This window comes from Methylobacterium sp. D54C, from assembly GCF_053345595.1.
Genome location: NZ_JBKFAK010000024.1, coordinates 73,150 through 85,630, shown reverse-complemented (window position 1 = coordinate 85,630; position 12,481 = coordinate 73,150). Strand labels below are relative to the sequence as shown.

The following is a 12,481-nucleotide window of genomic DNA, read 5'->3' as shown; positions in this document are numbered from 1 at the left end:
GATCCGCTTGGGCGCCACCGCCGCGCGGGCGGCCTTCCGCTCCGGCGCGCGCCGCACCGCCACGGCCTTCCGCCGGGCGGCGGCCGGCCGGGTCTCGGTCGCGGCGGCGGGGGTCGCGGTGGGGGCCGACGCGGACGGCGCCGGTGCGGCGGCCTTCGTGTCCGTGGCCGGCGCCTTCGGAGACCCGGCCTTGTGGGCCGGCGGGTCCGTCCATGTCGTGGCGACGGATTCGGCGGAGGCGCCGCCGATCCCGAGGACCAGCATGAGGGCGGCGAGGCTCGTTCGCGCACCGTGCGGCATGGCGCCCTCCTGTCATCGCGGGGTTTCGGACAGATCCGCGGAGCAGCGCGACAATAGATCGAACCGCTGCGCAGGGGAATCGCGTCGCTGCATTTCCACCAGGATCGCCGAAACACGTTTAATACGGATGACGCTCGGCGCCGGACGCGGCCGAGCCGTCCGACGACCGGTCGCGGGGGACGGCGCGCGACGTGCCCCGCGCCGTCCCCCGCGACGTGCCCCGCGACGAGAGCCCGCGGAACCCGCGGCGCCGCGCGCGGTTGCCCCGCCATGTCCGCCCCTGCCGATGCGTCCTCCGGCCCCCCGCCCGGCCTGCGGGTGAGCGTCGATCTCAACCTGTGCCAGGCCTACGCCCAGTGCTGCTACGCGGCGCCGCGGCACTTCCGCATCGAGGGGCACGAGGCCCTGTTCTACGATCCCGCCCCCGCCGCGCGGGACCGGGACGACATCGAGCGCGCGCGCGTCGCCTGCCCGGTCCAGGCGATCCGGGTCGAGGATCCGGAGCGGGGCGCCTGATGGCGCGCGACTCCGAGCGCGTCCTGATCGTCGGCGCCGGCCTCGCGGCCCTGCGCGGGGCCGAGGCCCTGCGCGAAGCGGGTTTCTCCGGCCCGCTGACGATCGTCGGCGACGAGCCGCACCGGCCCTACGACCGGCCGCCGCTCTCGAAGCACGTCCTCACCGGCGCGATCCCCGCGGAGGCCACGACCCTGCCGGGGGTCGGCGCCCTCGCGGCGGAGTGGCAGCTCGGCAGCGCGGCGCGGCGCCTCGACCGGCAGGCGCGCACGGTCGGCCTCGCGGACGGGCGGATCCTCCCCTACGACCGCCTGCTCATCGCCACCGGCACCCGCGCCCGGCCCTGGGCGAACCCGCACGAGGGCCGCCTCGCCGGCGTCTTCACCCTGCGCGGGCGGGAGGACGCCGCCGCCCTGCGGCGGGCGCTGGCCGCCGGCCCCAACCACGTGCTGGTGATCGGCGCCGGCTTCATCGGCTGCGAGGTCGCGAGCCTGTGCCGGCAGCTCGACCTGCCGGTCACCCTGGTCGAGCCCGGCCCGACGCCGCTGGCCCGCATCCTCGGCAGCACCGTCGGGGCGTTCATCGGCGCGATCCACGAGGGCCACGGGGTCGCGCTGCGCTGCGGCCGCGAGGTCGAGTGGCTGGAGGGTCGGGACGGCCGGCTGGTGCGCGCCCACTTGGTCGACGGCAGCAGCCTCCCGGCCGACGTCGCCGTCATTGCCCTGGGGGCCGTGCGCAACACCGAGTGGCTCGACGGGTCCGGCCTGTCGGCGGATCCGGGCGGGGTCGATTGCGACGCGCGCGGCCACGTCCTCGATACCGAGGGCCGGCCCGACCCGCGCATCGCCGCCGCCGGCGACGTGGCGCGCTTTCCCCACCCCCTCTACGACGGCCGGCGCGTCGCCCTGGAGCACTGGAGCCACGCGGCGGCGCAGGGCGTCCATGCCGGCCGGCTCCTCGCCGGCGCGGAGCCTGAAGTCCCTTACGGCGCCCTGCCGACCTTCTGGTCGACGCAGGGCGACCTCGTGGTGAAATCCGTCGGCCTGACCGAGGGCGCCGACGCGGTGGCGATCACGCAGGGCGATCCGGCGGCCGGCCGCTTCGTCGCCACCTACGGCCGCGACGGGCGCTGCATCGCGGCGGTCGCGGTGGATTCCGCCCGCTGGCTGCCGGCCCATGCCGAGCTCGTGGAGGCTCGCGCGCCGTTCCCGCCCGGGGACGCCGCGACCGACCGGCCGAAGCGCGTCACGGTCCACGAGCCGGGCTTTCCGTAACGCGTCGGGAAACGGAACCGGCCCATCGGGCGAAGCCTTTGTCGTTGCAGCATCTTTCCCGAAGGCCGGTGGCCGCCATCCGGGTCGATGCGTGAAGGAGACCGCATGCCCGACGCCACCCTCCTCGACCAGGTCAAGGACTTCGCCAACCGGCCGAACCCCTACCCGGTCTACGCGAAGCTGCGGGAGAATCCCATCTCGCGCCAGGACGACGGCACCGAGGCGGGCACCTGGGTGGCGGCGACCCACGGCACCATCGCGCGCCTGTTGCAGGACCCGCGGGTCAGCTCCGAGACCTTGCCCCCGGCCGACCGGCCGCGCACCGGCAACCCCCTCACCGACCTGATCGTCAAGCCGCTCAAGGACTGGATGATGGACCGGCACCGGGTCTTCATCTTCCGCGACCCGCCGGACCACGACGCCCTGCGCTCGGCGGTGATGCACCAGTTCTCCCGCGAGCGCGTCCAGGCGATGCGCGCCCGCTCCGACCGGCTGGTGGCCGACCTGCTCAACGAGAAGTGCGGTGCCCGGGAGATCGACGCGGTCGACGACCTCGCCTACCCGCTGCCCGTGACGGTGATCTGCGAGCTGTTCGGCGTGCCCCGGGAGGATGAGCCGAAATTCCACGGCTGGGCGACGCAGCTCGCCACCGCGCTGGAGCCCGACAGCCTGTCCGACCCCGAGATCCGCGCCGCGAACAGCCGGACCTTCGACGCGATCGGCGGCTACATGGGCGACCTGATCAGGCAGAAGCGCAGGCACCCGCAGGACGACATGCTGTCGGGCCTCGCCAACCACGCCACCCCGGCCGGCGTGAAGATGGGCGATTACGACCTGATCGCCACCTCGATCCTGATGCTGGTCGCCGGGCACGAGACCACCGTGAACCTGATCACCAACGGCCTGCTGACCCTGCTGCGGCATCCGGACGAGCTGGAGCGCCTGCGTCAGGACCCGCTCCGGGCCCCGCGGCTGATCGAGGAACTGCTCCGCTACGAGCCGCCGGTGCAGTTCCGGACGCGGCGGACGCTGTCGCCCATCGACATCGCCGGGGTCACGATCCCCGAGGGGGCCGATCTCGTGCTGCTGCTGGCCTCCGGCAACCGCGACGCGGCCGTCTTCCCCGATCCCGATCGGTTCGACCCGGACCGCAGCGGGATCCGCCATCTCGGCTTCGGCGGCGGCCTGCACTACTGCGTGGGCGCGCCGCTGGCCCGGTTCGAGGCCGAGGCGGCGCTCACCGCCCTCGCCCGCCGGCTGAAGGCGCCGCGCCTGGTCGAGGACCCGCCACCCTACCGGCCGGGCGCCGCCCTGCGCGGCCCGGAGCACCTGCGGGTGGCGATCGACGGGATCGCCTGAGCCGCGGGCGGACCGGACGGCCAACCCGAGCATCGATGAGACCGCCGACGCGACGAAGACGAAAGTCCGTCGCCGTAAAGTTGTTTGCCTCGCTTAAGTCGCGATCGTCCGGCCTGGTTACGCTGGAGACGGAACCGGCGGGTTGAGACGATGGCTCAGGGGTTTGCGCGCGCTGCATCGCTGGCGCGCACGGTGGGGACCACGGTGCGCAACCTCGCCCTCGGGCGCGACGACGTCCCGCCCCTCGCGCCCCACCTGCCGCCCGCGCCGTCCCACACGGTCGACGCCGACATCCCGGTCGATATCGGCTGCATCAAGGTGTTCCGGGCCGAGAGCTTCCCGGAATCCGGGCCGAGCCCCTGGCTCGATCAGCCCGACGCCCTCGACATCGTCGCGCGCCGCGTCGCGCGCCGGGAGATCACGCCCCGGCAGGCCGAGATCTGCCGGTCCTGGGTGGAGCACGGCTACTACGTCCTGCGCGGCGCGATCGATCCCGACACGATCGACGAGGTCTGGGCCGCCTACGAGGCCGCGATCGCCGGCGGCGACCTGACCCTCGCCCCCGAGAAGGCGGCGCCGGACGATCCCCATCCGGGCCGCTACCTCAACCCGCACCTGAAGGTCGAGGCGATCGACCGGCTGCTGAAGCACCCCGTGCTGATGAACTTCAGCAGCATGGTGCTGGGCCGCCCCGCGATCCCGTTCCAGACCATCGCGTCCCACAAGGGCAGCCAGCAATCCGAGCACTCGGACTCGATCCACATGACGACCTACCCGCTCGGCTACCTGGCCGCCTGCTGGGTCGCCATGGAGGACATCCACGCGGATGCGGGGCCGCTGGTCTACTATCCCGGCACCCACCGCCTGCCGTACCTGTTCAGCCACGACGTCGGCATCACCACGGACGAGTTCCGCGAGCGCGGCTACGGTGCCTATTCCGAGCGCTACGAACCGGCGATCAAGCAGGAGATCCGGGAGCACGGGGCGACGCCGGCCTACTTCGCGGCGCGCAAGGGCGACGTGCTGTTCTGGCACGCGAACCTGCTGCACGGCGGTTCCGCGCGGGCCGACATGCAGCGCTCCCGCAAGGCCCTGGTGCACCACTACTTCGCGGAAGGCTGCATCTGCTACCACGACCTCTCGGCGACCACTTCGGCGGTGCACGGCCCCGTCGAGAGCCTGCCGACCTGCGGCGCGTCGAGCCCCGACATCGCGGTGCGCGAGCGGATCAGCCTGTAAGGGTGCGGGGTCGCCGGGCGGTCCGGCGACCCCGCCCTCAGGCGGCCTTCACGGCGGCCAGGAAGGTCGTGACCTCCTGGCCGAGGCTCGTCGAGTAGCGGGCCAGCTCCTGCGCGGCGCTGAGCACCTGGTCGGAGGCCGCGCCGGTCTCGCGGGCCGCTTGCCGGACGTCGGCGATGTCGGTGCTCACCGCCTGGGTGCCCTGCGCCGCCTGGGTGACGTTGCGGACGATCTCGCTCGTCGCCGCGCCCTGCTCCTCCATGGCGGCGGCCACGCTGAGCGCCACCGTGCGCATCTCGTCGATCGTGCCGCCGATCGTCCGCATCGACTCGACCGCCTGGCGGGTCTCGTTCTGGATGGCGGCGATCTGCGTCGCGATGGTCTCGGTCGCCCGGGCCGTCTGCGAGGCCAGCGCCTTCACCTCGCCCGCCACCACGGCGAAGCCCTTGCCGGCCTCGCCGGCGCGCGCGGCCTCGATGGTGGCGTTGAGGGCCAGCAGGTTGGTCTGCCCGGCGATCCCGGCGATCAGGCCCATCACCTCGCTGATCTGGTCCGTGCCGCGGGCGAGCACCTGCATCAGGGCGTTGGTCTGGGCCACGTCCGTGCCGGCCCGGTCGGCCATCGCGGAAGACTGGGCGACGCGGGACGCGATCTCGTTGATCGAGGCGGCCATCTCCTCGCTGGCCGCCGCCACGGTCTGCACGTTGCTGGAGGTCTGCTCGGAGGTCGCGGCGACGCGCACCGACTGGTCGGTGGTCCGCGCGGCGGTGCGCGTCATCTCCCGGGCCGTGGCCTCCATCTCCACCGCTGCCGCCGACAGGCCCTGCGTCAGCGCGCTGACCTGCGCGTCGAACCGGGCGGTGACCGTGTCGAGCATCTGGGCGCGACGCATCTTCGCGTCGTTCTCCGCGACGGCGGCCGCGTCGGCGGCGCGCTTGGCGATCAGGGCGTCCTTGAACACCTGGACGGCGCGCGCCATGGCGCCGACCTCGTCGCCGCGGCGCTGATCGGCGACCGTCACCGCGAGGTCGCCGTCCGCGAGGCCGCGCATCGCCGCGGTCAGCCGGGTGATCGGGCGGGACAGGCTGTTGCCCACGAGCAGGAGCAGCGCCAGGATCGGCAGGGCGAGGCCGGCGGACCAGAGGCCGATGGTGACGGCGCGGTCGCGCACGGCCGCGTGGACGTCGTCCCGGTACAGGCCGGTGGCGACGATCCAGCCCCACGGCTTGAACATCTGCACGCTCGCGACCTTCTCCACCGGCACGGACCCGCCGGGGCGCGGCTTCATGTAGTCGACGAAGCCGGAGCCGTCGCGCTTGGCGGTCTCGACCATCTCGGCGAAGTAGCGCTTGCCGCCGGGGACGTCGGTCTGGTCCACCACCTGCTTGCCGACGTTCTTGGCGTTGAAGGCGTTGGCGATCAGGTGGCCCCGGTCGTCGAGGACGAAGAAGTAGTCCTCGCTGCCGAAGCGCAGGGCGGTGATCGCCGCGAGCGCGGCCTTCTGCGCGTCGGCGACGGGCATCTGGCCTGTCCGGGCCTGCGCCTCGTAGTGGACGAGCAGGCTCTGCGCGACCTCGGTCAGGCGCTTGGTCATCAGCGCGCGGTCCTCGAGCGCCGAGCCGCGCATGTCGAGGAAGCTCAGGGCGCTGAGGGCGCCGATGGCCAGGAGCACCAGGGCCATCACGGCCGCGAGCTTGTGGCGAAGCCGGAGATCGGCGAGGCGCTGCCACGGCGCGGCACGGTCGGCGGGCGGGCGGCTGGTCTGCGTGGGGGTCATCCGAGCACCGGAACAGGGGGCCTGCGGCCGGCGGGGACTCGCCGTGGGCGCCGTACGGGCTCAACCTCGTGCATTCGGGTTAGTAAATCGCAAAGACCTGCGGCCGTTCGCCGGCAGTCAGTGGGCGAATATCGATGTCAAGTCATTGAATGCGATACAGTCTATAGCTTTACATGGATTAATATCGGGATCGGGCCGGGGCCTTTGAGGGGCCGCAGCTAGGCGCTCACGCTGTAGTGGATCGGCTTGAAGCTGCCGTTGTTCGACTGCAGGGCCGAGCAGGCGGTGAGCCCGATGATCAGGTCGGTCTCGGCCACGAACACGATCCGGTCCCCCGCCCGGCTGAGGGGCGGCGCCACGGTGAGCGCCCCGGTCGCGCCGTCGACCGGCACGTTCATGAAGCAGTTGAACGCCACCGGGATCGCGTCCGGCGCGATGCCGTAGGGTGCGAGCGCCGCCGCGAGGTTGCCGAAGCAGCCGCGATGCGGGTTCGCGTCGCCGTAGATGATGCGGAACGTGTCGGCCGAGCACGGCGTCAGCAGGAAATCGTGCCGGCCGACCGTATCCTCGAGGATCCGCAGCAGGATCTTCGAGCGGTTCGAGTAGAGCGGGTCGCCGGTGGTGAGGTAGATCCGGCTGGCGTAGTCGAGGGTCCGGCCCGACGAGATCACCTCTCCCGTATCGTGGCGGTTGAAGGCGAGGAGGTCGGCCACCTGCTCCCCGCACGGGTCGATCACCGTGAGGCGCTGGCCCCGGTCGAGGGTGAAGGCGACGCCGGAGCGCGGCGCGATCGTCTGCACGTCGGCCTGGCACAGGGTGGGTTGGCACATGGGGGTGGCTCGCTCCGTACTGGGGACCGGATCCGACCGGCTCAGGCGCCGCTGCCCGGCAGCCCGCAATCGAAGGGCAGGGCCGGCGGGCTCCAGTCCCGGGCCTCCGGGACCGGCGCCGGCCGGCCCTTCATCGGGCAGCGCCAGTCCGCGTCGACCGCGCGGCCGCTGTACTGGCGCGCCTCCGAGGCCTCGCCGTGGCGCGCCAGCATCGGGTTCACGCTGCCGGCGAGGGCCTCGTCGCGCTCCAGGATCGCGGCGCGCAGCTTCTCGTAGCGTCCCTCCGCCCGCAACCGCTCGAACTGCGCGTGCAGGTTGAAGACCAGGACCGGCGACGAGAAGCGCCGCGCCGGCCGGCTCGCCTGCGGGTGCAGCCCGACGACGAAGAACGCCTCGCAGCCGAAGCTCAGGGAGAAGTGGGGGTTGTCGGGATCCTCGGCCACGCGGGCGTCGTGGGGCTGGCCGAGCCAGGCGTCCTTGTCGGTCAGGGATTGCGCGCGCGCCCAGAGGTTGTGCTCGAACGCCTCCTCCGAGAGGTCGCCCGGCCCCTCGAACACGACCGCGAAGCTCTGGAACAGGTCGGGCTGCGCCCGGTACTGCGCCACGAAGGCGAGCAGCGCCGGGTAGATCCGCATGTCGTCCCAGCCCGAGGTGATGTCCCGGGCCACCACGATCCGCATCCGCCCGCGGGACAGGGCCGACTTGGCGCCCACGCAGGGGAAGGGCGGGTTCCGGATGAAGTCGCGGAAGGCCTCGGCACGGGGGTGCTCTCGGTCGTCGCGGGGGAGATGCATGCAGGGCCTGCCCGGTCTCTGCGCGGTCGGCCTCCACGCGAGGAGGCCGCTGTTCGGGACTCCGGGAACACCACCGGGAGGCCACTGTTCCGTCCTGCGACAGGTCGTCCGGGGGATAAGGTGAATCCGGTCGCGTGTGGCCAAGATCTGTGCGGGTGGACGGCCAATATTCCGTGGATCAGCGCCAGCGAATAAACATAGGTTAAGGCTGAAAAGACTCCCTGTGCCGGCGGTGTGCCGGCGCTGTGCTGCCGCGCGCGGCCTCTGCACTGGGCCGTCCCAGCGCGCGAGCGGCTCATCCCCGGCCGGCCCGCCGCGCCCGGTGCCGCGCCGCCGCCGCGGCCCCGAAGGCCTCGAACAGCGTGCGGTTGATCGGGTTGGTCGCCGGATCGTGCTCGGCGTGCCACTGGACGCCCAGCGCGAAGCCCGCCGCGTCGCGGACGCGGATCGCCTCGACCGTGTCATCCTCGGCGAGGCCCTCGATCACGATCCGGCCGCCCGGCTCCAGGATGCCCTGGCCGTGCAGGGAGTTCACCCGGATCGTCTCGCGCTCCAGGAGGCGGGCGAAGGCGCCCCCGGGCGTCAGCCGGACCTCGTGACGGTCGGCGAAGATCAATTCCAGGTCCGGGTGGATCTCGCCGTTCGCGAGGCGCGGCATGCGGTGGTTGAGCCGGCCCGGCAGATCGCGGATCTCCGGGTGCAGGCTGCCCCCGAAGGCGACGTTCATCTCCTGGAAGCCGCGGCAGATGCCGAACAGCGGCACGCCCCCCGCCACGCAGGCCTCGATCAGGGGCAGCGCCACGGCGTCGCGATCCTCGTCGTAGGGCTCGTGCGCCGCGCAGGGCTCGGTGTTGAAGCGCGCCGGGTGGACGTTGGCGCGGCCCCCCGTGAGCAGGACGCCGTCCACGGTGTCGAGGAGGTCGCCGAGGTCGGTGACCGCCGGGACGGCGGCGAACATCAGCGGCAGGGCGCCGGCCACCGCGGCGACCGCCCGCATGTTGTTCTCGCCGACGATCTGCGCCGGGAAGCGGCTGTCGATCAGGCGCGCGTTGCCGATGACGCCGATCACGGGTCTCGCCATCGTTCCGGCCGCTCCTCGATCCTGCCCTGCCCGCCGCGGCAGGCTCTACGACCCACGCAAGGCCGGCGCCAGTCCCGTCCGGCTCACGGCGGCGACAGAACGCCCGCGTCCGAAGCCTCGGCGCGGAGCACCTCGGCCACGCGCTCCGGCGCCTCCTCGTGGGCGAGGTGGCCCAGCCCCCGGATCAGGCGGACGCGGGCGTCGGGCATGCGGTCGCGCAGGGCGAAGGCGGTGTCCGGCAGGATGGCCTTGTCGTCGCCGCCGACGATCAGCAGGGTCCGGGTGGCGAGGCCGGGCAGCGCCCGGTGCAGCCCGGCGAGATCCCAGTTCGCCATCATGCCCAGCGCCCCGCGGACATGGCCGGCCCGGGCGAAGAGCCGCCGGTAGAGGTCGACCCCCTCCGGGTCGAGGCGCGAGCCGGTCCCCTCGATCAGGCGCTTGGCCGCGGACCGGTCCGCCGTCCAGGCGAAGATCCGGGGGGTGAAGGGGTTGAGGAACAGGAGGCGTGCCATGCTGGGGAACAGCAGGTTCGCCGCCCCCGGCAGCGGCGCGAGAGCGCCGTTGAAGGCCGCCAGCAGCCGGGGCGCGATGGCGCCGTCGAGGCACATCCGCGCGAGGACGGCGGCGCCGGCCGAGTGGCCGGCCGCCAGGACCGGCGGCCGGCCGAGTGCCGCAACGAGGCCCGCCACGGCCCGGGCCATGCCGGGCAGCGACAGGTCGGCGTCGGGCAGCGGGTCCGTGAAGCCGTGGCCCGGCAGGTCCGGGGCGATCACGGAGAAGTCGCGCGCGAGGAGCGGCGCCAGCCCGCGCCACGAATGCGTGGCCGCCCCGGTCCCGTGCAGGAGCAGCAGCGTCGGGGCGTCCGGAGACCCGTATTCCTGGACGTGCCAGCGGAGGCCGGCCGCCTCCACGAAGCGGCTGGCCTCCCGATGGGGCCAGTCCCGGCCCTCCACGGCCCAGTCGGGCCGGTCCGCGTCGAAGCCGGTCAGCATGCGCGCGTATCCTGCACTGCGGCATGGCCGGACGATCCAGGGGCGACGGCGGCGCTATCGTTCATGGCCGGAAGTATTTCGTAACACTGAACAATCCTATGCGGCGGCCGCATGCCACCGGTGAGCGGAGACCGATTGCTGCGCTGCAACAGCAACGGCATATCTCGGGCGAGCAAGAACAAGACGCGTCCACCAACTCCGGAGAAGGTCATGATCCTCTTCACCTCCTCGACCCAGAACATCGCCGCTCCGGTCTCCGGCGGCTGGAGCCTCAAGGCCATCGTCCGCGAGATGCTGAGCTCCTGGCTCGCCCACCACCAGCGCCTCGCCGACAGCGGCATCGGCGGCGACCTCTGACACCCTGTCGCGGGGGTGACGGGTGCGGCGCTCAGAGCGCCGCCCGCACCGCCGCGCTGAGCTGACCGGCCTCGGCCCGGGGCAGCTTCAGGTAGCGGGCGCCCATCGCGTCCGCCACAGAACGGGCCTCGTCGCCCCGCGTGCCGGTATCGACCACGAGGGCCGGCAGCCCGGCCGCACGCAGGGCTCGGGCCGCCTGCAGGGCCTCCGCGCCCGCCCGAGCCCGTCCCCCCTCCCCCGACCGCGCGACGTTGGCGCGCCCGTCGGTCAGCAGCACGATCGCCGGCCGGCTGCCGCCGCGGCGCACGCCCAGAGCCACCGCGACCGCGGCGTCGATCCCCGCCGCGAGCGGCGTCCCGCCCCCGCCCGGCAGTCCCGAGAGCCCGCGCTTGGCGCGGGTGAGCGACCGGGTCGGCGGCAGAACGAGATCCGCGCCGGTGCCGCGGAACGCCACCAGCGCCACCCGGTCCCGCCGGACATAGGCCTCCGCCAGCAGCAGCTCGACCGCGCCCTTGGCCTCCGCCAGCCGCTCCAGGGCGGCCGAGCCCGAGGCGTCCACGCAGAACACCGTGGTGGTCTCGGTCCGCTGCTTGAGGATCCGGATCCGCAGATCGTCCCGCCGCACCACGATGCGGCGCGTCTCCCCCTCTACTCTGCGGACGGCCTGCCAGGGCGCCGCCGCCCGCAGGGTGGCGAGCAGGTCGAGCCGTCCCCGCCGCGGGTCGCCCCGCCGGCTGCCCACGGGGCGGCCGGTGCGGGCCGAGGCCGCCTGCCCGACCCGGCCGGCCTTCGCGGCCGGGAGACGCTGCGCGCCCGCCAGAAGCTGGTCGAGGAGGTTCGGCGGGATCGCGGCGCGCACCGCCTCCAGCACGACGTCGTCGGGCGCCTCTGCGGCCGGACCCGACGCCTCCTCCGCGTCGTTCGGCTCGGGCGGCTCCGCCGGCGCCTCCGCGGTCTCGGGGACGGGCTGCTCCGGTGCGGGCAGGCGCGTCGCCCGCGGCGCCAGGACGAGGCGCCCGGCCGCCACGATCGCCCCCTGGCCGATCGGCCCGTCTCCCGCGAGGGCGCGCGCCACGCGCGCCGCCAGGATCGGGCCGCGCAGCGACGCGATCCCGAAGGCCTCGGCCAGGGCGCAGAGGCTCCCGACCGGGTCGGGCTCCGGCGCGCCCGGGGCGGGTTCCGGCTCGGCCGCCGCGGTGTCCGCGAGGCCGAGCCCGCTCAGGTCCAGCCGGAAGGCGAGGCGATCGGCCAGCGCCTCGGCGACCGTCTCGTCCGCCACGCCCTCGTCGAGGAGGATCAGGCCGAACCGGGCGCCGCGGTCCGAGACCGTGCCGGTGTCGAGGGCGGCGGCGAGCCGCGACGCGGTGCCCGGCGGCAGACGCTCGGCCATGGGGACGACGACGATCCCGCCATCGGCCTCCGCCAGCAGGCCGGCCCGCGCGACGGGGCGGCCCGCCGCCAGGGTCGCGGCGAGATCCAGGCCGCCGAGCAGGCCGTCGTCGCCGATGCCGGGCGGCAGGCGCCGCCAGGGCGTTCCCGGGGGCAGCGCCGCCCGCACGCTGTCGAGCCAGCGCTCGCGCACGGGCCCGGCGGGGGCCCGCAGCACCGCGCCGCCGAGCCCGTGCGGGTCCGCGGCGAGAAGCCGGGCGGCCAGGCGGGCATCGGCCCAGGCGCAGGCCGGTGTCCCGCCCTGCTCTGCGGGACGGCGATGTTCAGGCATCGGCTCGAGCGGGGCGCGACAGGGCCCCGCTCCCGAGCGGGTGCCGAGGGTCAGACACGTCCATCGGACCGCGACGCGGGCGACGGAGCGCGACCGGCCCCCTCTCCCGGGCGGGAGAGGGTCGGGGTGCGGGATGCGGAGGTCCAGTCCAGAGCGCGCCCGCGCGACGCGTTCGGGCCGCGCCTCGTCCGGCCGGTCCCCGTCCCCCACCCTGTCCCGCGCCCGCACGGGAGAGGAGCCCCGCG

Annotated in this window: 11 protein-coding genes and 1 pseudogene; 5 read left to right on the top strand and 7 right to left on the bottom strand. The window is 74.1% G+C overall.

All coding sequences use genetic code 11. The features are described 5' to 3' along the window. Window positions 1-300 (bottom strand): annotated as a pseudogene (locus ACLBYB_RS27765) (hypothetical protein); the annotation flags it as partial. A gap of 270 nt (window positions 301-570) precedes the next feature. On the opposite strand from ACLBYB_RS27765, the gene ACLBYB_RS27760 reads away from it, so the two are divergent. The 4 genes from ACLBYB_RS27760 to ACLBYB_RS27745 all read left to right on the top strand — a co-directional run bounded on the left by ACLBYB_RS27760 (window position 571) and on the right by ACLBYB_RS27745 (window position 4,685). Beyond that, window positions 571-816, top strand: a complete 246-nt coding sequence (locus ACLBYB_RS27760) for a ferredoxin (RefSeq protein ID WP_020095273.1) — start codon at window positions 571-573, stop codon at window positions 814-816. After that, window positions 816-2,087: an NAD(P)/FAD-dependent oxidoreductase gene (locus ACLBYB_RS27755; RefSeq protein ID WP_447700695.1), complete on the top strand. Its 1,272-nt coding sequence runs from the start codon at window positions 816-818 to the stop codon at window positions 2,085-2,087. The genes ACLBYB_RS27760 and ACLBYB_RS27755 overlap by 1 nt, the downstream gene beginning before the upstream one ends. Window positions 2,088-2,192: 105 nt before the next feature. Then, window positions 2,193-3,446 carry a cytochrome P450 gene (locus ACLBYB_RS27750; protein ID WP_447700694.1) on the top strand — a complete coding sequence of 418 codons (1,254 nt, stop codon included), beginning with the start codon at window positions 2,193-2,195 and terminating at the stop codon, window positions 3,444-3,446. A gap of 150 nt (window positions 3,447-3,596) precedes the next feature. Further along, window positions 3,597-4,685, top strand: coding sequence for a phytanoyl-CoA dioxygenase family protein (locus ACLBYB_RS27745; protein ID WP_447700693.1), 1,089 nt, complete (start codon window positions 3,597-3,599; stop codon window positions 4,683-4,685). 37 nt (window positions 4,686-4,722) lie between these two features. On the opposite strand, the gene ACLBYB_RS27740 is transcribed toward ACLBYB_RS27745, so the two are convergent. The 5 genes from ACLBYB_RS27740 to bchO all read right to left on the bottom strand — a co-directional run bounded on the left by ACLBYB_RS27740 (window position 4,723) and on the right by bchO (window position 10,159). Continuing rightward, window positions 4,723-6,462 (bottom strand): methyl-accepting chemotaxis protein, encoded by a 1,740-nt coding sequence (locus ACLBYB_RS27740; protein ID WP_447700692.1) that lies wholly within the window; start codon window positions 6,460-6,462, stop codon window positions 4,723-4,725. Window positions 6,463-6,680: 218 nt separating this feature from the next. After that, window positions 6,681-7,292: a DUF1989 domain-containing protein gene (locus ACLBYB_RS27735; protein ID WP_447683211.1), complete on the bottom strand. Its 612-nt coding sequence runs from the start codon at window positions 7,290-7,292 to the stop codon at window positions 6,681-6,683. Window positions 7,293-7,333: 41 nt separating this feature from the next. Further along, on the bottom strand, window positions 7,334-8,086 hold the full coding sequence (gene gntA, locus ACLBYB_RS27730; RefSeq protein WP_447700691.1) for a guanitoxin biosynthesis heme-dependent pre-guanitoxin N-hydroxylase GntA: 753 nt from the start codon (window positions 8,084-8,086) through the stop codon (window positions 7,334-7,336). 295 nt (window positions 8,087-8,381) lie between these two features. After that, window positions 8,382-9,167 (bottom strand): gamma-glutamyl-gamma-aminobutyrate hydrolase family protein, encoded by a 786-nt coding sequence (locus ACLBYB_RS27725; RefSeq protein WP_447700690.1) that lies wholly within the window; start codon window positions 9,165-9,167, stop codon window positions 8,382-8,384. Between the two features lie 83 nt (window positions 9,168-9,250). Then, window positions 9,251-10,159, bottom strand: a complete 909-nt coding sequence (gene bchO, locus ACLBYB_RS27720) for an alpha/beta fold hydrolase BchO (RefSeq protein ID WP_091926015.1) — start codon at window positions 10,157-10,159, stop codon at window positions 9,251-9,253. A gap of 210 nt (window positions 10,160-10,369) precedes the next feature. Between bchO and ACLBYB_RS27715 the strand changes: the two genes are divergently transcribed. Continuing rightward, complete coding sequence (locus ACLBYB_RS27715) at window positions 10,370-10,516, top strand: hypothetical protein (protein WP_020095264.1); 147 nt, start codon at window positions 10,370-10,372, stop codon at window positions 10,514-10,516. 31 nt (window positions 10,517-10,547) lie between these two features. Here ACLBYB_RS27715 and ACLBYB_RS27710 read toward each other — a convergent pair whose 3' ends face one another. Then, window positions 10,548-12,236 carry a magnesium chelatase subunit D gene (locus tag ACLBYB_RS27710; protein ID WP_447700689.1) on the bottom strand — a complete coding sequence of 563 codons (1,689 nt, stop codon included), beginning with the start codon at window positions 12,234-12,236 and terminating at the stop codon, window positions 10,548-10,550. Between the last annotated feature and the right edge of the window lie 245 nt (window positions 12,237-12,481).

Excerpts from the sequence above, each read along its gene's own strand:
- ACLBYB_RS27715 (WP_020095264.1), top strand. The coding sequence starts at position 10,370 with ATGATCCTCTTCACCTCCTCGACCCAGAACATCGCCGCTCCGGTCTCC.
- ACLBYB_RS27725 (WP_447700690.1), bottom strand. The coding sequence starts at position 9,167 with ATGGCGAGACCCGTGATCGGCGTCATCGGCAACGCGCGCCTGATCGAC.
- bchO (WP_091926015.1), bottom strand. The coding sequence starts at position 10,159 with ATGCTGACCGGCTTCGACGCGGACCGGCCCGACTGGGCCGTGGAGGGC.
- ACLBYB_RS27750 (WP_447700694.1), top strand. The coding sequence starts at position 2,193 with ATGCCCGACGCCACCCTCCTCGACCAGGTCAAGGACTTCGCCAACCGG.
- ACLBYB_RS27760 (WP_020095273.1), top strand. The coding sequence starts at position 571 with ATGTCCGCCCCTGCCGATGCGTCCTCCGGCCCCCCGCCCGGCCTGCGG.
- ACLBYB_RS27755 (WP_447700695.1), top strand. The coding sequence starts at position 816 with ATGGCGCGCGACTCCGAGCGCGTCCTGATCGTCGGCGCCGGCCTCGCG.
- ACLBYB_RS27735 (WP_447683211.1), bottom strand. The coding sequence starts at position 7,292 with ATGTGCCAACCCACCCTGTGCCAGGCCGACGTGCAGACGATCGCGCCG.
- gntA (WP_447700691.1), bottom strand. The coding sequence starts at position 8,086 with ATGCATCTCCCCCGCGACGACCGAGAGCACCCCCGTGCCGAGGCCTTC.
- ACLBYB_RS27740 (WP_447700692.1), bottom strand. The coding sequence starts at position 6,462 with ATGACCCCCACGCAGACCAGCCGCCCGCCCGCCGACCGTGCCGCGCCG.
- ACLBYB_RS27710 (WP_447700689.1), bottom strand. The coding sequence starts at position 12,236 with ATGCCTGAACATCGCCGTCCCGCAGAGCAGGGCGGGACACCGGCCTGC.
- ACLBYB_RS27745 (WP_447700693.1), top strand. The coding sequence starts at position 3,597 with ATGGCTCAGGGGTTTGCGCGCGCTGCATCGCTGGCGCGCACGGTGGGG.